Annotated in this window: 26 protein-coding genes; 7 read left to right on the plus strand and 19 right to left on the minus strand. The window is 33.2% G+C overall.

Annotated elements, in window-relative coordinates; all coding sequences use genetic code 11:
* Positions 1-7 precede the first annotated feature (7 nt).
* The 6 genes from Q0829_RS01425 to Q0829_RS01450 all read right to left on the minus strand — a co-directional run bounded on the left by Q0829_RS01425 (position 8) and on the right by Q0829_RS01450 (position 8,270).
* Positions 8-709, minus strand: a complete 702-nt coding sequence (locus Q0829_RS01425) for a DUF3575 domain-containing protein (RefSeq protein ID WP_298539053.1) — start codon at positions 707-709, stop codon at positions 8-10.
* A gap of 80 nt (positions 710-789) precedes the next feature.
* Positions 790-3,900: an efflux RND transporter permease subunit gene (locus Q0829_RS01430; RefSeq protein WP_298539054.1), complete on the minus strand. Its 3,111-nt coding sequence runs from the start codon at positions 3,898-3,900 to the stop codon at positions 790-792.
* Positions 3,901-3,921: 21 nt separating this feature from the next.
* The gene (locus Q0829_RS01435) at positions 3,922-5,013 is read right to left on the minus strand and encodes an efflux RND transporter periplasmic adaptor subunit (RefSeq protein ID WP_298311300.1); all 1,092 of its coding nucleotides are present in this window, start codon (positions 5,011-5,013) and stop codon (positions 3,922-3,924) included.
* Positions 5,014-5,023: 10 nt separating this feature from the next.
* Complete coding sequence (locus Q0829_RS01440) at positions 5,024-7,366, minus strand: TolC family protein (protein ID WP_298539056.1); 2,343 nt, start codon at positions 7,364-7,366, stop codon at positions 5,024-5,026.
* A gap of 47 nt (positions 7,367-7,413) precedes the next feature.
* Complete coding sequence (locus Q0829_RS01445; RefSeq protein WP_298539058.1) at positions 7,414-7,824, minus strand: hypothetical protein; 411 nt, start codon at positions 7,822-7,824, stop codon at positions 7,414-7,416.
* Between the two features lie 32 nt (positions 7,825-7,856).
* A complete protein-coding gene (locus Q0829_RS01450; RefSeq protein ID WP_298539060.1) occupies positions 7,857-8,270 on the minus strand; it encodes a hypothetical protein in 414 nt (137 codons plus the stop codon).
* A 397-nt stretch (positions 8,271-8,667) separates the two neighbouring features.
* On the opposite strand from Q0829_RS01450, the gene Q0829_RS01455 reads away from it, so the two are divergent.
* The 5 genes from Q0829_RS01455 (at position 8,668) to Q0829_RS01475 (ending at position 13,023) form a co-directional block, all read left to right on the plus strand.
* Positions 8,668-9,678 (plus strand): trypsin-like peptidase domain-containing protein, encoded by a 1,011-nt coding sequence (locus Q0829_RS01455; RefSeq protein WP_298539062.1) that lies wholly within the window; start codon positions 8,668-8,670, stop codon positions 9,676-9,678.
* A gap of 64 nt (positions 9,679-9,742) precedes the next feature.
* A complete protein-coding gene (locus Q0829_RS01460) occupies positions 9,743-10,405 on the plus strand; it encodes a hypothetical protein (RefSeq protein ID WP_298539064.1) in 663 nt (220 codons plus the stop codon).
* Positions 10,405-11,520: a BamA/TamA family outer membrane protein gene (locus Q0829_RS01465; protein WP_298539066.1), complete on the plus strand. Its 1,116-nt coding sequence runs from the start codon at positions 10,405-10,407 to the stop codon at positions 11,518-11,520. Before Q0829_RS01460 ends, Q0829_RS01465 begins: the two co-directional genes overlap by 1 nt.
* 222 nt (positions 11,521-11,742) lie before the next feature.
* Positions 11,743-12,153 (plus strand): TerB family tellurite resistance protein, encoded by a 411-nt coding sequence (locus tag Q0829_RS01470; protein WP_298539068.1) that lies wholly within the window; start codon positions 11,743-11,745, stop codon positions 12,151-12,153.
* 39 nt (positions 12,154-12,192) lie between these two features.
* Positions 12,193-13,023, plus strand: a complete 831-nt coding sequence (locus tag Q0829_RS01475) for an MBL fold metallo-hydrolase (RefSeq protein ID WP_298539070.1) — start codon at positions 12,193-12,195, stop codon at positions 13,021-13,023.
* 2 nt (positions 13,024-13,025) lie between these two features.
* Here Q0829_RS01475 and Q0829_RS01480 read toward each other — a convergent pair whose 3' ends face one another.
* The 5 genes from Q0829_RS01480 to Q0829_RS01500 all read right to left on the minus strand — a co-directional run bounded on the left by Q0829_RS01480 (position 13,026) and on the right by Q0829_RS01500 (position 16,173).
* On the minus strand, positions 13,026-13,787 hold the full coding sequence (locus Q0829_RS01480; protein ID WP_298539073.1) for a LytTR family DNA-binding domain-containing protein: 762 nt from the start codon (positions 13,785-13,787) through the stop codon (positions 13,026-13,028).
* Between the two features lie 4 nt (positions 13,788-13,791).
* Entirely contained in the window at positions 13,792-14,787 is a 996-nt protein-coding gene (locus tag Q0829_RS01485) for a histidine kinase (RefSeq protein WP_298539075.1), read from the minus strand.
* Between the two features lie 361 nt (positions 14,788-15,148).
* Entirely contained in the window at positions 15,149-15,328 is a 180-nt protein-coding gene (locus tag Q0829_RS01490; protein ID WP_298539078.1) for a hypothetical protein, read from the minus strand.
* A 127-nt stretch (positions 15,329-15,455) separates the two neighbouring features.
* A complete protein-coding gene (locus tag Q0829_RS01495; protein ID WP_298539080.1) occupies positions 15,456-15,803 on the minus strand; it encodes a hypothetical protein in 348 nt (115 codons plus the stop codon).
* A 181-nt stretch (positions 15,804-15,984) separates the two neighbouring features.
* The gene (locus Q0829_RS01500) at positions 15,985-16,173 is read right to left on the minus strand and encodes a hypothetical protein (RefSeq protein ID WP_298539083.1); all 189 of its coding nucleotides are present in this window, start codon (positions 16,171-16,173) and stop codon (positions 15,985-15,987) included.
* Positions 16,174-16,524: 351 nt separating this feature from the next.
* On the opposite strand from Q0829_RS01500, the gene Q0829_RS01505 reads away from it, so the two are divergent.
* Positions 16,525-17,358, plus strand: a complete 834-nt coding sequence (locus Q0829_RS01505) for a universal stress protein (protein ID WP_298539085.1) — start codon at positions 16,525-16,527, stop codon at positions 17,356-17,358.
* Between the two features lie 177 nt (positions 17,359-17,535).
* Here the strand turns inward: Q0829_RS01505 and Q0829_RS01510 are convergent, their stop codons facing one another.
* On the minus strand, positions 17,536-17,847 hold the full coding sequence (locus tag Q0829_RS01510; protein ID WP_298539087.1) for a hypothetical protein: 312 nt from the start codon (positions 17,845-17,847) through the stop codon (positions 17,536-17,538).
* A 62-nt stretch (positions 17,848-17,909) separates the two neighbouring features.
* Positions 17,910-18,359: an META domain-containing protein gene (locus Q0829_RS01515; protein WP_298539089.1), complete on the minus strand. Its 450-nt coding sequence runs from the start codon at positions 18,357-18,359 to the stop codon at positions 17,910-17,912.
* 343 nt (positions 18,360-18,702) lie between these two features.
* On the opposite strand from Q0829_RS01515, the gene Q0829_RS01520 reads away from it, so the two are divergent.
* On the plus strand, positions 18,703-19,677 hold the full coding sequence (locus Q0829_RS01520; protein ID WP_298539091.1) for a lipid A-modifier LpxR family protein: 975 nt from the start codon (positions 18,703-18,705) through the stop codon (positions 19,675-19,677).
* Between the two features lie 24 nt (positions 19,678-19,701).
* On the opposite strand, the gene Q0829_RS01525 is transcribed toward Q0829_RS01520, so the two are convergent.
* The 6 genes from Q0829_RS01525 to Q0829_RS01550 all read right to left on the minus strand — a co-directional run bounded on the left by Q0829_RS01525 (position 19,702) and on the right by Q0829_RS01550 (position 25,423).
* On the minus strand, positions 19,702-20,343 hold the full coding sequence (locus tag Q0829_RS01525; protein WP_298539093.1) for a hypothetical protein: 642 nt from the start codon (positions 20,341-20,343) through the stop codon (positions 19,702-19,704).
* 46 nt (positions 20,344-20,389) lie between these two features.
* The gene (locus Q0829_RS01530) at positions 20,390-21,004 is read right to left on the minus strand and encodes a trimeric intracellular cation channel family protein (protein ID WP_298539095.1); all 615 of its coding nucleotides are present in this window, start codon (positions 21,002-21,004) and stop codon (positions 20,390-20,392) included.
* Between the two features lie 34 nt (positions 21,005-21,038).
* Positions 21,039-22,193, minus strand: a complete 1,155-nt coding sequence (locus Q0829_RS01535) for an acyloxyacyl hydrolase (RefSeq protein ID WP_298539097.1) — start codon at positions 22,191-22,193, stop codon at positions 21,039-21,041.
* A 29-nt stretch (positions 22,194-22,222) separates the two neighbouring features.
* The gene (gene gltS, locus Q0829_RS01540) at positions 22,223-23,425 is read right to left on the minus strand and encodes a sodium/glutamate symporter (protein WP_298539100.1); all 1,203 of its coding nucleotides are present in this window, start codon (positions 23,423-23,425) and stop codon (positions 22,223-22,225) included.
* A gap of 61 nt (positions 23,426-23,486) precedes the next feature.
* Complete coding sequence (locus Q0829_RS01545; protein ID WP_298539103.1) at positions 23,487-24,644, minus strand: porin; 1,158 nt, start codon at positions 24,642-24,644, stop codon at positions 23,487-23,489.
* A gap of 35 nt (positions 24,645-24,679) precedes the next feature.
* A complete protein-coding gene (locus Q0829_RS01550; protein ID WP_149625719.1) occupies positions 24,680-25,423 on the minus strand; it encodes a succinate dehydrogenase/fumarate reductase iron-sulfur subunit in 744 nt (247 codons plus the stop codon).
* Position 25,424 lies beyond the last annotated feature (1 nt).

Below are 25,424 nucleotides of genomic sequence, written 5' to 3' on the forward strand. Positions count from 1 at the left end.
ATTTTTATTAAAATGAATATCCTAATTTTATCCCATAGCGAAATGCAGGAAGTACAATGTTAGTGTCTTGATTTCCATTGATACGAAAATCAAGATTAAGTCCATCAAAAAAAGCATATTCAGAAAGCGCATCAGATACATCATCATAGAATTCATCTGGTATGGGTTGCTTTTCCACTAGTTTAATCCTATTAGTACTTACACCAGGCCCTGCAATCAAAAAATCGATAAAGAAACGTTTCCAAATCATTAATTTATAGCCTATTTCCAATCCACCAGCAAATGTTATTATGTTCGTATCAACTTCGATAGTACTATCTATTTGATTGCTATCCGTATAAATACCAGAAATTTCATCAGTAAAATTCTGATATTTAGTGTAAACTCCAAGATAAAACCCTGATAGTCCATTACTGGATTTTTGGGTATACCATCTAAATTCGGGCAAGATTTTTATACCTTTAAAACTTAACTCATCAATAGAAATTCGATCTCTATTAATTCCCGAAATCTTAAGTATTCCTGAACCTGTTTTTAGCCCAACCGACATTCCAATACTCATTTTATCGCTAATAGCTCGTTCATATTGAAGCTGCACAGTACCAAAAATGGGTAAAAGAGGATCTATATTAATGTGATTTTTTTCTTGTGCCCTCGCGATAATACTGATTACAAGAAAACAAATGACTATCAAAACTTTATTTTGCATTATAATGCGATTTTTTAGTATGGCTCATTAGATATGTTAAACCTAAATATTAGTCATTTAATAAATTCTTAAGTATCTTTTTATTCTAACAATGTATCATCAAACTCATATTCTGTATAATCCACCTTATACAATACACTATAAAAAGCAGGAATAAATAGTAAGGTAATCACAGTTCCAAATAATAATCCAATCATAATAGTTACCGCCATAGGTTCCCACATTTCTCCTCCACCAAGATACAATGGGATTAAACCTAGTACCGTAGTAAAAGTAGCTAATAAAATGGGTCGAAAACGTTGAATACAAGCTGCTATAATCGCATCTTGAGGTTTTCGTTTCAATTCGTTTTCTTCTATTTCTATCCTGTCGATCAATACAATGGCATTGTTTATTACAATTCCTGCTAAAGAGATTACACCTAAGAAGGCCATAAAACCAAAAGGAACTCCAAAAATTAATAAACCTATAACCATACCAATCACACCAAGAGGAATGGTGGTAACGATCATTGTCATTTTTCTAAAAGAGTTAAATTGAATAATCAATAACATAACTATAATGAAAGCTGAAAGAGGTAAGTAGTTCGCTACAGCTCCCATGTTTTCAGCACTATTCTCTGCATCTCCCCCTAATGTATAGGTATATTCTTTTCCCCATTTTGATTCTTGTTCTTTTAACCAAGGAGTTATTACTGCAGTCACTTCTGAAGCATTTCCATTTTCGGTTAATTCACTGGATACATTGATGGTTCGTGTAAGGTTTAATCGCTTTATTTTAGAATATTGCCACTGTGGAATAATGTTAGCTACTTGTAATAGAGGGACGCTTTTTCCAGAGTTTTGCCCATAAATATTAAGCGTTTCTAGTGAAGCTAAAGATTGTTGTTTTCCTTGATTACTGGTCATAACAATCGGTATAGATTTATCATTTTCTCTGAATTCTCCTGCCTGAAAACCATCTAATACAGTTTGAAGAGAGATGGCGACATCTTGATTGGTAATTCCTGCGAGCTGTGCCTTATTTTGGTCAATATCTATGACAAACTTTTTTCCTTTAGGACCCCAATCGTCCTTAATATTTTTAGTTCCTGAAATACTAAAGAGTTTTGCCTTGATTTCTTCAGAAATACTGGCTAGTTTATCCGGATTATCGCCAGAAACCTTAATTTCTATTGGAGTTCCTCCACCGCCTGATCCTAACAATCCGACTTTTATATCTGCATTAGGAAAGGTATCAAAGCAAAAAGCATCCAGTTGCTTTACCATATCATTATTTACTAAAAATGAGGAAGTATTGACTAAAATATGAGCGTAATTAGAATTGGGCTCATCGGCATTATATCCCAGATCATAGGATGATGGTCCTTCTCCAATATACGAGGACCAATCTACAATACCATCTGTTTTTTCTTCAGTAACTTTTAGCGTATTCGTTATAAATTCTTCGATGGCTAATATGGTTTCTGTAGTGCTTTCAATTTTTGTTCCCTGAGGTAAATTAATGTCTATCGTAATCATATTACGATCACTATCCGGGAAAAATACAAATGCTAATTTTGTGAAACCATAGAGTGATAAAAAGAATAGCACTACAATACTCACCAAAACAGATTTTTTCCAAGCCAAAGCGATTAGGATGAGATCTTTATATTTGGATTTTAGGTTATTGATCATACGATCCAAAAAACCAACCTTGCCACCTTCTCGTTTTTTTATTTTTAGAAAAAATACACAGAATAAAGTGATGATACTCAGTGAAATAATCCAGGAAGATAAGAGAGCAATGGTAATCACTACAAAAATAGGCCCCATAATATCACCCATTACAGATTCTGCCATAAAAAATGCCAGGAATGCTGCTGAAGTTGTTAGTGTAGAAATCAATAAAGGCATAAATAATTCAGCACAGGAATCAATAGCCGCTTTTTTAACTTCAATCCCATTTTCCATTTTTACCATAATGGATTCTGCTACTACAATGGCATTATCCACCATCATTCCTAATGCCATAATCAAAGCTGCCAGCGTTATCTGATTAAGACCAACGTCGATAAGTCCCATAACCATTAACGTTGTTATCGTTACAATAGGGATCAAACTGGCAATAACCATTCCTGTGCGGAATCCCAAGAAAATAAGCATTACTGCTAGTACAATAGCAATGGCTTGCATCAAATTTCCTAAAAAATCACTAATCTTAAGATCGATATATTGATCTATAGATGCTAATCGAGAAACTTCTAATCCCACAGGAAGTTTTGCTTGCCATGCTGTCAATAGCAGATCGATTTCCTCTCCTAATTGGATAATATTTCTCCCTTCTTTTAAGGAGATATGTAATGAAATTGCATCTTTTCCATTAATTCGTACTTTTTGATTAGGTGGATTAATATATCCTTTTTCTATATCCGTAATATCTCCTAAAGTAACTACTTGACCACTTTGCCCAATAGGAATCAGCATACTTTTGATATCTTCTATTTCATTAAAATTTCCTGTTGGTTCTAATATGATACGTTCGACCTCAATATTAACTTCTCCACCAGAATTCAGGATATTTGTACTTGCAATAATTCCTTGCAAACTACTTGATGTTAATCCATATGCCTTAAGTTTTGTGTTGTCAAATTTCACAAAAACACGTTCTTCTTGGGCTCCATTGATTTCTACTTTGGCTGCATCTTCTAATTTAATTAGATCATCACGAAGATCATCTGCTTGTTCCTTCATAGCTGCATATGAAAATCCATCACTAGTAATTCCCACAGCTATCCCAAATACTTCTCCAATACCGTCATCATTCAATTGTGGAACTACATTACTTGGCAATCCTTGGATTGTATTTAGTTTACGTCGCAATCGATCCCAAACGGGTTGTAACTGCTCGGGAGTGACTTCCATTTTTAACTCAACTTGAACGACCGAAAGTCCGGTTCTAGAAGTACTGGTTACTTTTTTTAGTTCAGGGAGTTCCTGCGCTATTTTTTCAATTTTATCGGTTACTAATTCCTCAACACGTTCTGGACTTGCTCCCGGAAATGATGAAACAACAGATGCCACACGAATCGTATATGGCGGCATGCTATCTCGTGAAAGTGAAGCATAAAAAACCATCCCCATTACCATCACTACAGTAAGAATACTTAGTGCAACACGATTTTTTTCAATAGAAAATTTAGCAAAATTCATATATTCTTCTTTTGATAGTAGTTATTGTAACTTCACTTTTTGTCCATCTAGCAGGGTCTGAAGTCCCGCGGTAGCGATTTTTTGTCCTTCTGTAAGACCGCTTTTAATTTTAAAACCATCTGTAGTAAGTTCTCCAATTTCTACACGATGTTTTTTTGCAATACCTGTGGTTCCATCTTTAGATTCAATTAAAAAAACAAAATTACCTTCGCCATCTTCTCCAACAGCTTTTACTGGAATTACTAATGCAGTATCACTACTGGTTTGCGTATTTCCAAAATTAAAAGTAACATTAGCGGTCATTCCAGGTTTTATTTCTTTAGTTGAATCTGTAATATCAATTTTTACTGGATAGGAAGCAGAGCCTTCTCCTACAATAGGAGCAATTTCGATAACATTTCCTGCGAATTTTTTATCATTCAAAGCGGAAAATGAGATTTCAGGATTCATTCCTAATTGTACTTTATTAATTACATTTTCTGGTAAGCCTACTTCGATATTCGTATGATCTCCAGCATTTAATATTGCAATAACCTGTCCTGCACTTACATTTTCATTTAGCTGACTGTTTTTTGCAGCAATGATGCCTGTCTTCGGCGCTTTGATATATCCATAACTGATCTGAGATTGCTGGATGCTTTTGTTTCGTTTTGCAGATTCATACTGATCCAAAGCACTCTGATATGAATTTTTTGCAGATTCATAATCACTTAAGGAGTTACTCCCTTTTTCATATAATGATTTAATACGATCCAAACTTGATTTTGCAGTATTCATAGAAGATTTGGCACTGTTCAGGGCAGAAACTGATTGCTCATAAGCGAGATTAGCCTGTACATTATCTAATTTAGCAATCAGATCACCTTTAGTTACTTTTTGTCCAACTTTTATATCAAGAGTAGTAATGATTCCGGTACTTCTGAAACTTAGTTCTATTTCATCACCAGCTTTAGCAATACCACTAAAGGTTCTCATCTTTTGAGCGCTAGAACTACCTACAACTTGATATTCCACAGGTCTCAGTACTTCTTCTTTTATAACTTCTTTTTCTTTACAGGCATTTATCATTAATAATGAAAAAACCATAAGTACTATATGCTTTATAGATTTCATAGGTGGTTTATTAGTTTTTATTTAAAATATACTGGTTAGCTCTTTGAATAAAATCCTGATTATTTGCTTCATCATTCATTAAAAAGAAATATCCTATCGACCTTTCTAACTGCATTGAGGTTAATAAGTAGTCATAATTGGCTGTTGCTCTTGCAAGTTTAGCCTGTAAGTAATTGGTCTGAGCATCGATTAACTGAATCAGTGGAACTGCTCCTTGAGAATATGCATTTTGAGTAAGTTCTAAGCTCTCTTTGGCAGCCTCTTCTGATATTTTGGATATTTCGATGTTTGCAATTTGATTGATCATATCTAGTAAAATGTCGTTCACATTTCTTTCGATATTTAGTTCTACATTCTCTTTCTGAACCAATAATTGATCTTCTTGAATTTTTGCAGTTTGCCTGTTAATGTTTCGTTGATTTTGCTGAAATATAGGTAAAGAAAGATTTACACCTACATTATAGGTTCCATCAGGAGCATCAGGAAAACCAGCTGGCACTGTTGACCCTTTACCTGATTCTGAAAAGACAAGACTATATTGCCCTTGTAACGCTACGGTTGGTACAAATCGTCCAAGATTATTCAATCGATAATTACGTTGGGTGGCTTCCATATTGTAACCAATGTTTTTTAACTCAGGAGCATTTTTCTTTGCTTCTTCGACTAAAAACTCAATAAGTGCAGGTCTTAGTTTCGGGTCGTCCAAAATTTCTCTAAAATCCTGATATTTATAATTTTCAAATATTCCTTCAGATATTTCGGCATTATCGATATCAATCTCAGTAGCGATAGGGTTATTCATCAACTGATTAATCGCATTGAAAGCCTGCTGTTTTTGATTTTCTGCATTAATTAAACTCTGGGTATTCTGTGCTAGTTGACTTCTGAAACGTAATACATCAGACTTTCCGGATTCTCCAGCAGCAAAGTTTTGATCTGCTATTTCCAAATTCTTTTTTGTAACCTGAAGATTTTGATTTTGAATTTCTACATTCGTTTTTAAAATCAAAGCATTAAAATAGGCTACCGATGCATCTAATAGTGCATCCAGTTCTGCTGCGTTATAGGTTTCTTCTTGTGCTTTTTGTAAATTCTCACTGATTGTGATATTGGCTCCCGCACCTTCAGAATATATAACTTGTTCCAGGGTTACGTTTCCAGAAGTAGAAAACTCGGGATTAGCGCCATTAGAAATCTCTGCAACCTCCGGATCTAGATATAAACTATTGGCACTGGCAGTTACATTGGGAAGATAACTACTTTTAGCAGTTTTTAGATCTTGACTACTTAACTCAATATTTTTCCTTTCTGCATCCAGCGATAGATTTTTAGCCACCACTCCTTTCATGATATCAATAATAGAATACGATGTACCTACTTGTTCATCATTAGCCCCTCCTATAAAATCTGCTGTAGCCAACAAACTATAGCGTAATGGGAACTCAATTTTTTTTGCGGTATTGGCATTTATAGAAAGTTTATTTTTATATTCTAAGTAGATGGGTAACTCAGAAGCATTCGTACCATTAATAATAGCTTCTATATCCAAAGCAATACGTCTAAAAAACTGATCGATATATGTTCCTGGTTGGTTAGATGCTAAAATTCCTCTCTGTACATCTTCGATACTATAGGCAGAAAATGAAGGTAATTTTTTTGTATTGATCGTAGTAACTAATGTTCTGAATTCGGTATCATTTAAATGAAATCCTGTAGTAAGATATATTGCATCGACATCATCTAAATCTGTTGCTATATTTTGATTATTCTGAAGAGGAATTAACGTATACGCAGCTTCTTTTTTTGAGAAATAGTCGTCTAATAACTTTTTAATTGGTAATAGATCCGGTAAAAAATCGTCGATGATAATACCCACTTTTTTATAGGAGTAAAGAGATTCGAAAACATCCAAATCTTTTGTATATGAAAAAGGCGCGATGAGGTAGGTAATATTAGCAACTCCCGAAGTTTTTTGATTTTCTGGAAAATCATAAAAATCGCTATTCGCAGATCCGAATAAAATAACAGGTTTTGGATAGTTTTTTTCTTTATCAATGATGAGCGTATTGATCACCCCAAACGCTAAAATAATATCGGTATCAGAATTTACAAGCGCTTGATAGTTTTCTTTTGCCTTGGTTACATTAAATCCGTTTTCCAGTACTTCCTTAAAAACGATCGTTGCATCTTGTCCAACAACACCTTTTATTTCGTTTTTTAATTTAGACAATAAGGGTTTTGTTTCTTCAGATGATCTATCGGAAAGAATACCTATAGTCACTGTTTTTGAGGATTGCGAATACCCTGAAAAGTTTACGAAGATGAGTAAGAGTAGTAATCTTATATTTTTCATATTACTAAAATGATGCGTGTATACTATAAATTAAAATAAATAATAGGTTATAACTGATTTAGTCGCTTATTCACTGACCAAGATAGTTTGTCATAAAATTTAGAGAAACTCTCGAATTGTTCTAAAGGTAATATTTGTTCAAGTTCTTTATTTTGTTTTTTTACCAAATTATTAAAGCCATCAATAATTTCAATCTTGGTCAGTTTAGTATTTTCACTAAGCTGCTTCATTTTTAAACCATAATAGGAGGTAATAACCTTAAATCGGGCAGTTGTTTCTGGAGTCATCGCTTCATCAGTAATAAGATCCTTCATCCAATTTTCGATATAGTTGGTTTCTTCCTTCTTGAATATTTCCAAAACAGGTTTGGTATCTTCTTCAATACCTTCTGTTTGTCCAAAAATGGTTATTGAAAAAAAAGCAAAACATATACTGATAAAAATGTTTTTGAACCTCATATCTTTAGCTAAGTTATGATTATTGATATATGCTACTTGGCCCAACCTTTTCTATTGTAAACACTAGTAACAATTTTACCGAAACTTTCTCGGTGTATTTTATACTGCTCGTCTGTTAGAAATTCTTTGACCTCATCATTAAGCTGAATCACCATAGCGTCAAACTTCGTTTTCATCTCAGCTTCCGTATATCCTTTATTCTTATCTCCGATACGTCCCATTTTATTGGTGTAGTATAAGAGAATACCATAATAGTCATCTCTAAGGTCTTCTGTTAGTTTCATTTTATCCACTTCTCCGGCAACAAAAACTTGTAAATTGTCTTTTTCATTGGATTCGAATATCTCTACTTTGTTCTTTTGCCTTTCTTGTAGTTTTTCTTCTTGTGTTTGTCCAAAGGCAGATATAAAGACTAGCAAGAGTAGTCCAGTGAAGTAATTTCTCATGATTTGCGTGTTGATGAGTTTTGGTTTAAAAATCGTATAAATTTAACTTTTTTAATTTAAAATAATACTATTAGGATTTTTTTATGCATTGTTGAGACTTGTTTTAAACGGAGTTCCGCGAAATCAAAAAACTTTTAAATAAAATCTAGAATACCAAAAACTGATAAAAGTCAGTAATAAAGATTTTAAGATAAGTCATATCGATCATCATGTTTTCATAAGAATCCCTTAAAAAGATCAATACTTTTGATCTCCGCAGTTGCATTTAGAGATGTTTGATATAGAAGTTTTTTATATTACTTTTAATGAATCTTACAATGCTCTAAAAACTGACTCAGTTTTTTAAAGTAGCAAAACATCTGTAATACAAGAATAATACTCTTTTGAAAATTCAACGATGAAAAATACATGCTTCCTTATTTTTATATTACTAAGTAGTTTTTGTACGGCGCAAGATCTTTCTAAAATTTATGAAACTGTAAATCCAGCAGTGGTTGTAATCTTCACGCAGGAAGCAAAATTAGAATCTAATGGAGGTATTACCAGAACAGTTACTTCTGAAGGATTGGGATCTGGTTTTATGGTTTCAGAATCTGAAATTATTACTGCATCACACGTTGTTGATGCTGCTGAAACATTAAGAGTCAAATTTATTGACGGAGAAGTACGATCTGCAAAAGTGATTTCTACCTTCAAATCAGCAGATGTTGCATTAATTAAATTAGATATACCCAAAAAGGATGCTATAACGGTGAATTTTGGAGACTCAGATCGAGTAAAAATAGGAGAACAGGTGTTTATTGTTGGTGCCCCTTTTGGATATCGCCATTCCCTATCTTCAGGTTATGTGAGTGGTATTATCAAAAACAAAAAAGGTATTAATCCATTTACTCAATCTGAGTTTATTCAAACTGATGCTGCTATCAATACAGGGAATTCTGGTGGTCCTATGTTCAACATGAAAGGAGAAGTTATTGGTGTCGTTAGTCAAATTCTTACTAAATCAGGAGGTTTTGAAGGTATTGGTTTTGCTGCTACTGCTAATATTACCAAAAATTTAATGCTAAATAATAGAACACCTTGGTTAGGTTTTGATTCATATCCATTAACAGGTAAAACACAGCGATTATTTAACGTCCCTCAAAGAAGTGGATTGTTGGTACAGCGTGTGGTTTTTGGTTCTGTATTGCATAAAATGGGATTACAAGGAGGAGATACAGAAGCTATTATTGATGGTCAAAAATTGATAATTGGCGGTGATATTATTATGGCATTTAATGGAATTGTCTTTGATCTTACGGATGAGGCTCTGGTAAAACTTGGAGAGTTTGGCAAAAACCTAAAACCTACGGACCCTTTTGAACTGACAATATTAAGAGGAGGAAAGGTTATGAAACTAAAAAGGTAATTGTATTTATAAAAGTAGTATTGTCACATCATCAGGATCAATAGGATTATACGAAGGAAAAATCATGTATACGAATAAATACTTTAACATTCTAGTTGTGCTACTGCTCCTTGTTAGCTTAACAGGAAATAGTCAAGAAAAAGAAAATGATTCTGTTGTCACTCCTTTTCGGAAAGGAAGATGGTTTACTGGTCTATCCGGTACTATTAATTCTAGTACTATTAAGTTACAAAGTACAGGAGAAAATACTTCTACTAATGAATTTGGCATCAATCTTACCACAGGAAAGTTTATCAAAGATAGATTTTTAATAGGGGGCACGTTAACGCTAAATCGAAGTAATAACTCCGGTATTGTAGAAAGAACATCAGAAAATATATTTATAGCTCCATTAGTATCCTATTTTATTTCCAAGAATAAACAAGGCTCTTTGTTTTTTCAATTAGCGCCAGGATATGTACGTTACAAAGATGAAACCCGTATAGAACAAGCCGATTCTTTTGTACAACAACTTGGTGAAGGAGGAGGCTTTGGATCATTAGTGGGTATAGGGTATTCATATGCGTTTTTTGATCTGGTAACCTTTGATTTGGGACTCAAATTAAATTTATTATGGATTAATGTTGATCAGGAAGCGCTTCCCGCTAATACTGTAACATCAGAAGATATTTTTATAAGTAATATTTCTTTTTCATTTGGTTTTAACATTTTAGTAGATCAATTTTGATGCAAAAGCAGGGTCTAACATATATTCTAGTACTTATTCTATTTTCTACTACTTCGTGGTCTCAAAGTAAAGAGACTGTTTTTAAAACGAATACGATAGCAAGCACAAAAAGTATTCAATTTATAGGAGTTCCTATTGCCTTTTATACCCCAGAAACTGAATTTGGTTTTGGTGGTGGAGGACAACTGTTTCTATTAAATAAAAGCAATATCTATAATGACCGCCAATCAAACATTCTATTTAGCGGAATTTATACACTAAATGAACAGTTTCTATTTGAAGTCAAACCAGAAATCTATTTAGGCAAAGGAGATTATTTTATTGATATAGACTATACTTGGGAAATATACCCTAATTTATTTTGGGGCATAGGTAATAGTACACCAGATAGAGATGAAGAAGTTTATAATATGACTTCGCATAAACTAAAAATGGGATACCTAAGACGCTTACCTCCAAATCTTAATTTCGGATTTGAGTATGTCTTCGAAAACCATGAAGTTACCGAGGTTGAAGAGGGAGGAATTCTAGATGCTGCGACAGTTTTAGGCAGTGATCGAGCAATTATAAGCGGTCTAGGCGTTGTTTTTAATTTAGATACTCGAGATGATATTGGATCTCCTCTATCCGGACGTTATTATAAGCTTAATGCTCAATTTTCTAGCGAACTTCTAGGGGCAACTCATGGGTATAATAAATTCTTTTTGGATTTACGGACCTACGAACCATTAACTAAAACGAGTATTCTGGCTATGCAAGTCTATAGTGAGAATACTTTTGGAGACGCACCTTTTCAGGGACTAGCAAAGTTTGGTGGAAGCTATAGTGCCAGAGGATATTTCTATGGTAGATTTACAGACAACCATATGTATATTATACAAACAGAGTATAGATGGCGTTTTAGACCACGATGGACAATTGCAGCCTTTGGATTAGTAGGCGAAGTGGCAAGTAATCCTGAAAATTTCTTTAGCATAAGCAATATGAAACCCAGTGCAGGAGCTGGAATACGCTTTAAGTTACTTAAAAACAAAAGTACCTGGCTGCGTTTGGATACTGGATTTGGAGAAAATGGTAATAATGGTTTTTATTTTGGGATTAATGAATCTTTTTAATAATAAACGATGTTAAAAATCAGGAACAAACTAAAAATGATATTGGTATAATACTATCTTCTACTCTTTTGAGCTAATGCAATTTTCGTAGAATTTATGACATATGGGTTTTGTGTTTTGGTGATTTTTAATTTAATATTTTCTTTTAAAACAAACATTATCATGAGAATTAATCGAATAATTCTTTAAATTTAATAAATCAAATATTTACAAGAAGATATTATGAAATCAGAAAGTACCTATCATTATCAATTTGGAGCAGTTGTAAAAATAACCTTAAGAGATGGCGAAGTATCGGAAGAGGAGAAAACCTTTTTAGATCATTTGGCCAAAGTTTTAGGAATTTCAGGAGAAGAATATGATCACATCATGCAAAACTATCTAACCTATCCATTAGAACCCACCACTACCCATAATGAGCGATTAGAAAGTATGTATACCTTAACAAAGCTTATTTCTGAAGATGAGACCATTTCTGGAGAACAACAAACCCTTTGGTTAGAAAGAATGGCCAAAGCAATAGGATTTACCCCAGGAAATGTTAAATACATTGTTGGAAAATCATTAGCTGTTATTGAGAAAGGGATAGATCAAGAAACATATAAAGAAGAAATTAGGAATATTAATAAATAATTCTAGTGTTGTATTTACTTCTTTAGCTAAATTAGATGTATGGTCATAACATTTTATGGCACCAGAGGTTCTATACCTGTTTGTGAATCTGGCTTTCAGGAGTTTGGAGGTAACACAACTTGCGTAGCCGTATCCGGTAAAAAGGAAGGAGGAAGTGTGCTTGTTTTTGATGCTGGTACGGGTATTAGGAAATTAGGAAAAGAACTCATTTCAAAAAACTTTTCTCAAGGGAATAAGATTTTTCTAACCTTTTCACATTTCCATTGGGATCACATTCAGGGATTTCCATTTTTTGCTCCTGCGTATGATATAAATAAAGAAATCCAATTTTTTATCATTGGAGATGATGCTCCAGACCTACATGATTTCAAAGAAATATTTGCTAAACAAATGGAGAGTACCTATTTTCCTATAGGTATAGATGATATGGGGGCAAATTTCACTTTTACTGTGAATAAAGGCAATAAAGTCGCCTTTGATGGAGGTCAAATAACAGTCAACAAACATAAGCATCCTGGTGGAGCTTATGGGTATCGTTTAGAAACTGAAGGAAAAGTATTTGTCTATTGTACAGATATAGAACACGGTGATTCGTTAGATCAAAATGTTGTCAATTTTTGTAAAAATGCTGATGTGCTTATTCATGATGCTCAATATACTCCTGAAGAATTACCAAATCACAAAGGCTGGGGACATAGTAGTTGGGAACAGGCCATTGGAGTTGCTGAGGCTGCGAATGTAAAAATGCTATACCTCACACACCATGATCCAGAACATAACGATGATTTTTTGAGAAAGGTAGAACGGCAATGTCAACAACGTTTTTCAAATTGTTTTTTGGCTCGTGAAGGGCAAGAGGTAGTCATATAAATTTATAAATCCACCCATTTTTTAAACCTCGTAGCTTTGGCTTTGCTTACTACGATACGTTCTTTGGAAACTGGACTTATATTAACAATCAGTTTACCATTAAAATAGTGTTTAATATTCTCGATAGCATTTCTATTTATTATAAATTGCCTATTCACCCTGTTAAAAACCTCTGGGTTTAGTTCATCTTCTATATCTTCTAGTTTTTTATCAATGCTATATGCTTTATTTTCTGAAGTAATCGCCTTCACGACACCTGTGTCTATATAGAAATAGGCAATTTTTTCGGTTTTTATAGGAAGTAATTCATCTCTATGATGTACCAGATATGTGGTTTTATGAGGTTTTGTTTTAGTCTGAAGTACCTGTAGCATTCCTTGAATTTGATGGTCTAGAAAACCCTCTTCTTTGGATCTGTTTCTAAATTTTTCAATGGCTTCAAACAATTCATCTTCATCAATAGGTTTTAATAAATAATCTACACTATTTACTTTGAAGGCTTTAATTGCATATTGATCATAGGCAGTTGTAAAAATAATAGAAGTTTCAATTTTTACTTGTTCAAATATTTCAAAAGAAATACCATCTGCCAGATGAATATCCATAAAAATAAGGGATGCTTCTTGAGTACCAGAAAAATACTCGATTGCCGTTTTTACAGAATCTAAAACCTTCAATACTTCAATAGTAGGATCTATTGATTTAAGTAAAAAAGTGAGTTGATCACTTGCTGTTATTTCGTCTTCGACTACTATTACTTTCATATCGTCAATTTAGTGGCAGTTTCACGCTGAATATATTCTCTTTCTTACGAATACTAATATGTTGCTTTTTTAATAAAAAATATCGTTTATCAAGGTTCATTAATCCATTACCTGTACTATCTACAAAAGAAGTTCTTTCTCTTATTTTGTTTTCGACATAAATAAATTCATTTTTTGAATATACGTTTATCTGTAAAGGATTCTTTTCTGAAATCTCATTATGTTTTACTGCATTTTCTACTAATAATTGTAGTGCTAGCGGAGGAACTTCTCTTAGTAAATATTTTTCATCTATTGACACATTCATCTCAAAACGATTACGATATCTGGTTTTCACCAAATGAACATAGCTATCTAAAAATTTAAGTTCTTCTTGTAAAGAGACTAGATCTCTTTCTCCACTCTGTAAAATATAGCGATACATAAAAGATAGTTCTTTTATAAACGTAGTTGCATCTTTATTATCTCTGACTATTGAATTTAATGAGTTTAAAGAATTAAAAAGAAAATGAGGATTGATTTGATTTTTTAAGGCTGTTAGTTCTTTCTGAAGGTTTTGCTGTTTTAGTTTTTCGTTCTCTAAAAGATCTTCGTTATGTATCATTTGATATTTAAGAATTCTCGTTATAAAAATAGTAATCACTAGAACTACAAAATACACAAAGTACGTAAATCCAATTTCTGAATCTGATAACTCTTGTCCTGTTACTAAAGGATATAATGAAACAAATAACTGAACGATACCTAAAAAAAATACTGTATTGAGCATAATAGTTATACATGTTCGTGAAAAAACGGAATATTGAGCGTATATATACTTCCAATTACTATTAAGTTCCAATGAAACTAGTGACATTACAAAGAGAAATAAAAAGCGAATGATAATATCTTGTACTGAAACTTCTGAAAAAGAATCAAACAGTTTCTGATTTACATCAAATAATGTCAATGTACGTGGTAAACTAATAAGAGTCGCAATGAGCAGTGCTATCCTAAACATCACTATGTGTTTTACTTTTCTAGAGCTCAATGTAAATAATATCTTCTTTAATTCGTACTTGTTAAATTTACGGAAAATTGTACGGATCATATAATTATTAACCACAGTCATATTTTTGTTATTTATTCTTTAAACCGGAATTAAAAAGAAGAAGCCTCCGTATGGAGATTGGAGGCTTCTATGTAGAAGTGAAGGTATGGGGAAACTCTTCACTTCTTAATTTGAATCAATTAATTCTTGCAGTGTTTTTTTAACATACTTTGAGTTGATAATGTAATATGTACTTAAAAAAGGCAGCCGAAAACACCTAATAAATCTCCGACTGCCAGTCATCAACCAAACTCTATCATGAAAAAACAACTTACTTATTCAATTCTTTGACTACCTTTTTAGAAAAATCTAGCGATACCATTCCGAGGGTTTGTGGATCATCAATCTCAGTTGTAATTACTGATAACAATTGTTTCTCTTTTGGTTGTGTAAGATCATATACTACAGTTTCCAGCGTATATTTTTTAACATTCTCTGTTAGTACTGTCACTGGATCAGAGTCTACATATATTGTTCCATAGTATCTATAAAATCCTCTATAATATCCTAAACCGTAATATGACGGGTATACTGTATAAAAAGAATTGTTTTTACTAGTCGTTTTAGTATACTCTTCACTATGTTTTAGTATGGTTACTATTACTATGTCTATCCCATTTTTTTTTAAGCTTATCTTTTATTTCCATCGTTTCGGATTTGCTTAATTCTTTGGTTGGAGATGAGTTTGGAAAAACAATATAGCTTTCAATAGATTGATATCCTTTTTTGTTTAAGTTTTCGACTAAATCTTTTTCAAAACGTACTCTAGCGGTTTGATCATCTGTCTTACTTACCACCATCACTTTTTTACCTTTTATTTCTGGGACCTCAAGGTTTCTCCAAGAATCTGTTATCCTTACGGATGAACAGCTTGATAAGAGTATCAACACTATCAATGTTCCTGTTATTTTATTAATAGTTTTCATAATTCTCAATTTTTTAGATGAATAAAAAAACTTCTTCTTGCTTATCTAAAGACTGAAATTCTTTTTGACTTTTGTATCTCTTGTTTCTTACTATATCACTCCCTATTTTTTGGAAGAGTGTATATAATATTGATTGTATTGTTTTCATCACATTATCTTTTAGTATTAATTTTCATGTAATTTACCTTCTAATAGCTTCGCCAGCTCCTGATCCCCATTGTTCTAATTCTTTTAAGTAATGGTCAATTAGAGTCCTGATTTTTTTAAGAGACCATATTGAAAGCTCAATGATTCTTTTATTACGTTTTGAACTGTTTTCTGAATATTCTCTTTTGTGATCATATACTATTCTTAAAGGTTTCGTTTCCATATCCTTTCTACTTTTAGTGCTATACTTATCTTTGTTTTCTAGTACAAATGTAGCTCGGTATGGGCTGCTAATTATTGAGTTTTCGAGTGAAACAACCAAAAGCGAAAGTGAAGCTTCCCGACTTTATACTGAAGTGTTTTTTGTTTGGACAAAAGAGAAAATGTCAGCATAGCCTATGCTACGATTACATTTTATTTTGAAGCATCAATGAAAAAGAACAGATTTTAGTGGGTAATAGTAAGTCAGAAACGGTATTAGATATGAAGGAATATAATTGTCAAGAAAAAACACATTTCTTTACGCTCTTTTTTTTACATTTATGTTTTCACAAATCATTTAAACTTCATCTACATGAAAAAAATAATAGTCCCTATAGATTTCTCTAAATACTCTGAGTATGCACTGGAAACTTCGGCTGCTTTAGCAAAAAAACATAATGCACAAATCATCGTTATTCATATGTTAGAATTATCAGAAGCGGTTTTGTCGGTATCTGGCACTGAAACACAGAATGAAACGCTATTTATGCTAAAATTAGCAAGTAAGAAGTTTGAAGAATTTTTGCAAAAGGATTATTTAGAAGGTATAGAAATTGAAACAATAATTAAGCACCATAAAGTATTTGATGAACTTGATCAAGTAGCCAAAGATATTGGAGCAGATCTTATTGTGATGGGATCTCATGGTCACAGTCGACAAGAAGGTATATTTTCTGGATCTAACACTGCAAAAGTCGTTAGACATAGTAATGTCCCCGTATTGATCGTTAAATCTAAACTTACTAATGTAGATTTTGATAAGGTAGTATATGCTACAGATTTTTCTGAAGAAAGTATTCCTGCGTTCAAAAAAGCACTAGACTTATTATCTACGATGAACAGTGAAACTACTTTATTGCACGTTAATTTACCATATTCAAATTTCCAAAGCACTACAGAAATAAAAGAACAAGCAAAAAATTTCTTAGAAAAAGCTGATGGAAACCTAAACAGGTTACCTACGATTGAATATATATCGGATTATTCAGTTGAAGCTGGAATTCTAAGTTATGCTAATAATACAAATATGGATATGATTGCTATGTCAACTCACGGTAGAACAGGTTTGGTTCACTTTTTTGGAGGAAGCATATCAGAAGATCTTGTGCATCATGCAACCTTACCAGTTTTAGCTTTTAAAATGTAAAAAAAATCAGACTATGATTATAAGATAAAGTTTCTCTATATTCACAAGAGCGAAGCACTTTATGTTCTTATCAAAAATTACCGGACTGAAATCATCGTACTAGTACATTATCAAGTCTGGTAATTTATTTATAGGGATTTAAAAACCTCTAACAAGGTCTCTCTCTGCACCTAATTCTTAATGGATTACTTTTAGGCAAGATATTTCTACCATTTTGCCCACCATACAAATTCCCGCCATAGCTTCAGCTTCTTTATACACTATGGATATCCTTGGCTCATTTTTCTTGTCAATTTCGAAATCAAACAGATTAACTGGTTGTAATTTTTCACCAGTATCTAACTGAATTACCCAAGAGCACCCATCCAATCCTAACATATTTACCAAAGTACCATTTACTCCCTTAGAACAAGCTTGTTTTTCTGAACAAGATGTTATTAAAAAAACACCAAATACCGCACTTATAATATATCTTTTTATATCTCTCATTATTGTAGTTTTTTACAAATTAAACATATGTTTTAAAATGAAGAATTATTCCTAAGAACACTTCAATCTATTTTTTTAAACACCATTAAGGCTTTATTTTCAGTATCAAGTAAAGACAAGGTGAGGTTTTCTATTTTATAATATCTAATTTCTCTGAGCAAGTTTTGATATTGCACTGAGGTTTTTGCTTCAATACATTTCATTCTGGTTGCTCCTATAGCATCAAATTCTAAATGTGTATTCGTTAGTCTTTTTAAATTTCCAAAAATTTGATTACAACCATCATTTCCAGTAAATTTATTCTCTCTATGATTAAATTCTAATTGTGGTCGTTTTTGAGCAACATCTTTATAGTCTTCGCCATTAATTTTTGTCATACTCCAAATATCATTTAGAAGAATTTTACTTTGGATAGCTTCATTTCCTTCTAATGATTTATTATTTCCCTGGGTACCTTGGCAGCTATATAGTATAAAAGCAAATACTACATAAATAAGAATACTTTTTGTCATAACTAGATATATATTATTGTGTAAAAGTAGATTAAGTTTATGAAGGAGGCTATGATTTTTCTTCTGAAACAGCAAAAAAGCATAGGTGAAACGTTCTAAATGAAAAGTGAGTATCAGTTGGATATCAAATGATTTATTTGTTTTGAGTATCAGCTATCTCAAGAACTACAGTATGTATATGTCAAGATTATAAAACATAAAACTAGTTTATATTATTTCATTGTAAACATAGGATAGTTCACCTTTATTTTTAGCAACTTGACCAAAGAATACCGTATGGATCTTTTGATTATCCAGTACTTTTAATATAGTCATTAAGAAATATTAGCTAAATCTGGAAATCATGAACCTAATTCGATACCTCCATATTGTTTTTGCTTCTTTAAGCTATGTAGCACAATTGAAAGCGCAACAAACACGACATTATGATAAAGAAGTTTCTTTAACTACAGATAACGATGCTTTGGTTGCTTGGCAAATTTCTGATCGCTATTACACCTTTGGAGTAGGAATACAATACGACTTCAGAACAGAGAGACTATTACGACTTGAAAAACTATTTCCTTCTAAAAGTGATTACTTTTTTGGAACCGAATTACGTTTAGAAGGGTATACTCCTTCTAACAAATCAATAGTCATAGAATCTGATCAACAGAGTGTTTCTAATTTTGACAGACCTTTTGCAGGTATATTATATGGGACACTTGATGCAACATATGTTTTCGAAAAATCCTTTTTTGAAGTTGGTCTTTTGGCAGGGGTTATGGGACCTTTATCCCAAGCTGAAGAGCTTCAGGGATGGTTTCACAATAACATAACAGGAGGATCTACTTTTGATGGGTGGAGATTTCAAATCCCAAATCAATTCATTTTTAACATAAACACTAAAATCGTATATGATTTTACACCTAAAAGCAAATTGTTTGATGTATTTGGGATGGTAGACACACGATTAGGAAATCTATATATTGACATTAGTCCTGCGGTAGGTTTACGTATTGGTAAATTCGGAGAACTATATAAATCAGCTGCTTTTGGTAATAGTATTCTATCTGATAAAAAATTTAAGTATTACTTAAAGTCAACGATTGGTGGTACTATAACAGGGTTTGATGCCACAGCACAAGGTAATTTATTTGATAGGGATTTTGAATTTGCTTTAGATAATATAAGTAATAATCATATAACGCTTACCAATGGAATCTTTCTTTCTTATCATAATATTTCCATTGGCTTCGATCATTTTTTTACATTCGGAAAAGTAATACCTGATACACAACATTTTTATGCAAGATCGATCGTTAGGTTTCGATTTTGATCAAGAGTTTTTATTACATCTATATCAATTTTGAGACGGTAAAATTACCATATCATTGAGTAAGGACGCTACCATTTCGCTGGTAAAAGTTACTGCTGCATTTTGTGAAGAAGATGGGTTAATTAAAGCACTTTGACCTGACCATACCAAAGTATTTTGACCTTCTTGCAATTCTCCTGCAACATCATATAAAACAGCTTCTATTAGATATGATTTTTCATCTTGATAATATCCTGGGGTAGAAATATAACTATATGTTCTGTAATAATATCTGCCAAAACGTCTATATCCTAATGGGACTGCATACGTCTCGCCTGGCGTATACCTTTGTGATTCTTTCGTATTGATCAAACTCATCGTGATGACTCCATCAATATCATTATCCTTTAAAATTTTAATAAATTTTGCGTCTTCACCTTTTTTAGGAGACATCTTTGGTGGAAAAATAGTGATCCCCGTAATTGCATGAATACCATTGTCTTTTAGTAATTGAACAGCATTATTTTCGAAGGCTTTACGCGCTGCCAGATCTTCACTGATACCAACAACTGCAATTTTAGTATATGTACGTCCTTTGTAGTCTTTTGATTTCCAGGTAGAGCCCAATTTTGGTGCGCAGGATGTTACTATTAAAAAGATAGAAGCCGCATAAAGTAAAGTTTTCATATGTGTTTATATTAATTATAATGTAAAAGGTTTTTAACTATTTTTTTTATTTCTTTTTGATGGTAAAAGTTGGTAAAGAAATACTAAATCTTACCGCCAAAACTCGTATAACAACCACTAATGCAATAGTGCTTAGATATGATATATTTTTATCGAATTTTAAGGAGTAAAGAATGATATAACATACTCCACCAGCAAGGGAAGCTAGTGCATAAATTTCTTTTCTGAAAAGTATTGGAATTTTGTTACACAAAATATCACGGATTACTCCTCCGAAACATCCCGTCATAATTCCAAGTACAACACTTACGGCTGGATCCAAACTTGCAGAAATTCCAATTTGCACACCGCTAATTGTAAATATGGCTAGGCCAATGGTGTCGAATATAAAGAGTGATTTCGTTAAAAAATAAATCCTATTTCGAAATACTATAGCCAAAATAACAGAAATGCTAATAAAGTGTACGATATAGAAATGTCCCATCCACCAAACCGGCGTATTCCCAATAAAGACATCTCTTAGAATACCTCCGCCTAAGGCCGTAACGAATGCTACAATAAAGATACCGAAGAGATCCATTTGTCTTTTTATCGCAGCTAATGCACCAGAAATAGCAAAAGCAATCGTACCTAGTATATCAAGAACATCGAAAAAACTCATCCCTTTTTTTTAGTATACTATTATTACTTACTCCTTACCATTTAAAAGGCTTAAAACCAAAACCATATTCTATATAATCTGCAGAACCTCCATCTAGTGTTTTAAGACCAATTTGTGCAAAGAAAGTTTTAGAAATATTATATCGTAATGCAGGTCGCATAAAATATCCACCTTTTCCTTTATCATCGGACACATACGTACCGATCTGAAATTTCATAGCTAATTTCCAGAATGAAAAATCATAACCAGCATGAACTCCTATTAATGTTCTTTCAGAAGCTTCAACATCTCGAAAACGATTATCGTAAAAGAAATCAACACCACCCGTTAAGGTATGTACTTCATTGAATTGATGTTCATAATCAAGCACTCCAGAAAAAGTTCCGAATACTGTATTGGTTCCAATTTCTCTATCGGTTTGTCCGACTCCTCCAGCTACATATACGCTTATATAATTTCCACCTGTTGTATCTCGAGCAGCGCGTAAAGGTCGTTTAAATCTGGCTGGCAATACATTATTTGTATATGGATCATTATCTTTCTTAAACTGAGCTGCATTATAATTATAGCGCATCCCTAAATTGATACCATACAGATTAAGACCTCTATTAGGTCTAAACGTAGAACCGTTACTAAAATGAGTAAAATCGAATCCATATAACAAATCTAACTCTCTTGTAAACTTATAGGTGAATCCAAGATCAATATTAAAATACACTGCTGCTCTGGCTCCTATAGAAGTGTTTAACTCATTGGTGTCTTCATCAAAAGGATTCAAATTATACGTAATCCCGAGAGAGGGTTCAATACTAAAAACATTTCTCTTATGAGACCCAGATATAGGAAAATTCATAAAACCATAAATAGCATTTGGATTTCCAAAAACATTAGCATCACTCAGAAATCCAACATACGCTCCAATACCATAAGATGGATATCCATATCTGCTAGCCCATCCATTTGGATTGGTTGGTTGCCATCCTAATTTCACGGTTACTCCGCCATAACCATTGTCTAAAATACCACTATTCCCTAAAGCATTATCTGATTTCAGAAAAGCACCAAAATGAGATTTTATCTCTATGAATCTGAACCTATTTTGGGAATTATTTTCAAGGTTATCCGAAGAAGATTGTGAATAGCTAAAAAAACATGTTAGTAAAGCAAGTATTAAATAAAGTTTTTTCATAACTGATATCATCATAAATAAAGTAATAACTACCCAAAAACACCTAATAAAAGTTTAATAATCAAAGCATTAGATAGGTCAATAAAAAAAGCACCAACCAGAGGAACAACAATGAATGCCTTAGGCGATCCCCCAAACTTTTTAGTTACTGCAGTCATATTGGCAATTGCCGTAGGTGTTGCGCCCAAAGCTAATCCAGCATATCCTGCACTCATCACGGCAGCATCATAATCTTTACCAATAATTCTAAAAACAACTACAATTACGAAAACAGAAATCACTAACACCTGTACAATTACAATTAGGAATAGTGGTCCAGCCAAATCAGTCAGTGTCCACAATTGAAGACTCATTAATGACATGGCTAAAAAAAGCCCCAATGATAAATCCGAGGCCATGGCCAGAGGTTTTGATTTTTCAGGTTCCCAATGAAAATTTTTAGAAAATACCGGAATTAGGTTGGTAATGATAATGCCTGCAAACAATGCTGTGACAAAAGACGGGAGTGAGAGCCCTATCCATACGAGCAATTCATTAATTCCTATACCCAACCCTGCTGTTGAGAAAATGAAATAAATCATTTGCAAAACGTTATTATAATTCATTTCTACAGTATCCCCTTTACCATGGCGTACTCCTACCGTAACGGGTTTGCTATCTTTTGGTTTTAGATTGTGTTTTTTTATTAGAAATTTTGCAATGGGACCTCCTATAAAGCCTCCAAGTACTAAGCCAATAGTTGCGCAAGCAATACCCATTTCCATGGCATTTTCAATACCGAAATCGTTTTGAAAAGTAGGAACCCAGGCAATAGTAGTACCATGTCCGCCACTGAAAGAAACAGAGCCGCCTAAAATCCCTGTCACACTTGACATACCAGTAATATAAGCAATACCAATACCATTAAGGTTTTGGATAAAAAGATATCCTACCGCTACTACTAAAAGTAGGGCTAACGATTTACCTCCTTTTAATAGTGTTTTTAATCTTGAAGAAAGCCCTATTGTTATGAAAAAGATGATGAGAAGTGCATCCCTTAATTCAAGAGCAAAGTTTACCTCTATACCCGTAATAGTATAAAGAATACCGAAAAATATAGAGAAAATCACTCCGCCCGTCACAGGTTCAGGAATGTTATATGCTCTAAAAAAGGATATTTTCTTGTTAATATACTTGCCCAGAAACAGGACTAGACAGGCTATAACAATAGTGTCCCTAGGACCTATTTCCATAATCTATTTGGAGTTTATAATTTTATCCATAATCATCAGTTTGTTTACCGTTTTTTCTTATTCAAAACCCAAATCGAATCCCTACACCAAAAATACTTTGACTACGTCTATCACCAATACCATCTTCACTGTAATCTATACTTGCAGCAGCAAAAATATGACTGGATTTTTTAAAGTTATAGCCTACTTCGGTAATTCCGAATTTGGTGTCAAAATCACCTAGATTTTGGTCATCATCTGGTTTTAAATAATTGAAACCTGCAGCAACATGCCATCGTTTATTCGTTGAGAATTTATAACGAGCATAGAACTCAACACCTTTAGCATCATAAAAAACATCCCCTAATCGTTGATGTTGTTTTAAAATAGCATACGAAGCTGCTAGTGTAAATCTATTTATTTCATAAGAAACAGAAGCCACAAAAGCCTCATCACCAACTTTTGCTTGATTTGGTAATGGATCTTCGACTCCATCATTCACTTTGTTGTAACCAACTCCTATACCAAGTCCTCCTATTTTATAATTAGCTCCAAATCCATAGGTATCAATACTTTCACTATTGTCAGAGATATTTCGTGCTTCTGCTTGAACTCCCAGACTTAATCCATTCTTTTGGTATTTTAGAATAAAAACCTGATTGGCACGACCTGTCCCAGAAACTCCACCATCAGAGATGTTCCATACACCAATAGCAGCACCTCCAAAGGCTAAGAAGCGATCTATTTCAACAGCTCCCATTGTATAATACACAGAGTTTTGTTTCCCGAATGTAAATTCAAAATCTTGATAAGAAACTCCAACAAACCCTAATCGAGTAAATACTGCATCACCAACTTGTGCAATCCCTGCTCCAGGATCTACCGCAAACTCTACGGTATCATCTCTTGATACAAGGTTTACACCAAACTCAATACCGCCAATGATGTTAAAATTTTCTGCTTCGTCATTGGACAAGGCATGTTTAAATTTTAACCCTACACGTGGAGCATTATTAGAAATTCCTATTTCACCTTCTTCAGCAAAACCAGCTCCAATTCGTATACTCCCATAAGGTGTAACCCGAGAGGTAATTTCATCTATCCAATTTGAATCTTTTTTTTCGTTTTCTGAAGTCCTTGTTTCTTCAGCATTAGTGGCTTGTGCATATATTCCATTCATCAGGAGTAGAGTCATAACAATCACTATAACATTTATTAATGGAAAATTGACATTTTTCATACACTTAAATAATTTAGTCATTCAAAAAACTTATGTTAGCCTAATAATTTAGCTTTAGCATTACGAGCATTCATTTCTGCGATATTTAGTATCGAAATTCCTTCTGGGCATTCTACTTCGCAAGCACCAGTAAACGTGCAACTCCCAAATCCTTCAATTTCCATTTGATACGTCATTTCTTGTACCCGTTTGTGTTCTTCCGCTTTTCCTTGTGGTAACCTATTGAGGTGATTAATTTTTGCAGCAGTAAATAATGCAGCTGAAGAATTTTTACAGGTCGCAACACAAGCTCCACATCCAATACAAGCGGCAGCATCCATAGCATTATCGGATATTTCTTTGGGAATAGGAATGGCATTGGCTTCCGGTGCTGTTCCTGTTTTTGCGGTTATATACGCTCCCTGTTCAATGATTCTATCAAAAGCAGAACGATCTACAATCAGATCTTTAATTACCGGAAAAGAGGCAGCTCTCCAAGGTTCTACGACAATGGTATCTCCATCTTTAAAGCTACGCATATGTAATTGACAGGTAGTCATATTATCGTGTGGTCCGTGTGCACGACCATTGATAAAAACACCACATTGCCCACAAATCCCTTCACGACAATCATATTCGTAAGCAATTACTTTTTCGTTTTTAAGGACCAATAATTCATTTAAATGATCTAGTGCTTCCAGAAAAGACATATCTTCCGTCAATCCATCTACTTCATAGTCTCTAATCGCTCCTTTATCCTCAGGTCCTTCCTGTCTCCATATTTTGAATGTTACTTTCATA

It is taken from the genome of uncultured Aquimarina sp., assembly GCF_947492405.1.
GTDB lineage: Bacteria > Bacteroidota > Bacteroidia > Flavobacteriales > Flavobacteriaceae > Aquimarina.